The following is an 805-nucleotide window of genomic DNA, read 5'->3' as shown; positions in this document are numbered from 1 at the left end:
ACTGTAGTGTAACGTAAGTAACGTAGTAACGTAAGTAACCGCCCAATAACGAAGTATATTGAAAAATCTCCAGACTAGAGAACTCACGGATAGTTCCTAATCTGGAGATTTCTTATTATGGCTTCAAGCCAGTTTTTCTCGTAGAGAAAAACAAGAAAACCACCAGCTATGCTGGTGGCTGACAAGGCTTCTAGCTTCCATTTATTTTTCCAAGTATAATCTAATTGTTCAGGTTAGATAAAGGAGGAAAAATAAATGGCTAAAACCAGTTACAGTTTATCACATACTAAATGGATGTGCAAATATCATATAGTTTTTACACCTAAGTATCGCCGTAAGGCGATATATTACAAAGTCAGGTCGGATTTGATAGATATTATTAAACATCTATGCGGTTGTCGTGGCGTGGAGATTATCGAAGGTCATATGATGCCAGACCATGTACACCTGCTTGTATTGATACCTCCCAAACTTTCGATTTCCGATTTTATGGGGTATCTCAAGAGCAAAAGTGCATTGATGATATTTGATAAGCACGCTAATTTAAAATATAAGTATGGAAATCGAAAGTTCTGGGCTAGGGGATACTATGTAAGTACCGTTGGACTAAACGAAAAGACCGTAGCTAAATATATTCGCGAGCAGGAAAAGAATGACATTGCACTCGATAAGCTGAGTGTAAAAGAATATGAAGATCCGTTTTCTGATGGCGGATTTAGAACAAGGTAAAAGCCCGTTGTGACGGGCATTAGTCAAGTAATATAGCACGACCTGAACGAAGTTCAGCGAGCGTCTTTAGACGCCG

General features: G+C 38.6%; 1 protein-coding gene. It reads left to right on the top strand.

What is annotated here, in order from left to right:
* The first annotated feature begins 255 nt into the window (after nucleotides 1–255).
* Nucleotides 256–729, top strand: a complete 474-nt coding sequence (tnpA, locus tag HT688_RS07190) for an IS200/IS605 family transposase (protein WP_001140801.1) — start codon at nucleotides 256–258, stop codon at nucleotides 727–729.
* Nucleotides 730–805: the final 76 nt, after the last annotated feature.

The sequence above is a fragment of the Streptococcus sp. 1559 genome (genome assembly GCF_013276735.1).
Classification (GTDB): domain Bacteria; phylum Bacillota; class Bacilli; order Lactobacillales; family Streptococcaceae; genus Streptococcus; species Streptococcus pseudopneumoniae.
Note: the sequence above shows the minus strand (reverse complement) of the source record. Positions and strands in the feature narration are given on the sequence as shown.

Coding starts and splice junctions, on each gene's coding strand:
- tnpA (WP_001140801.1), top strand. CDS start 256: ATGGCTAAAACCAGTTACAGTTTATCACATACTAAATGGATGTGCAAA.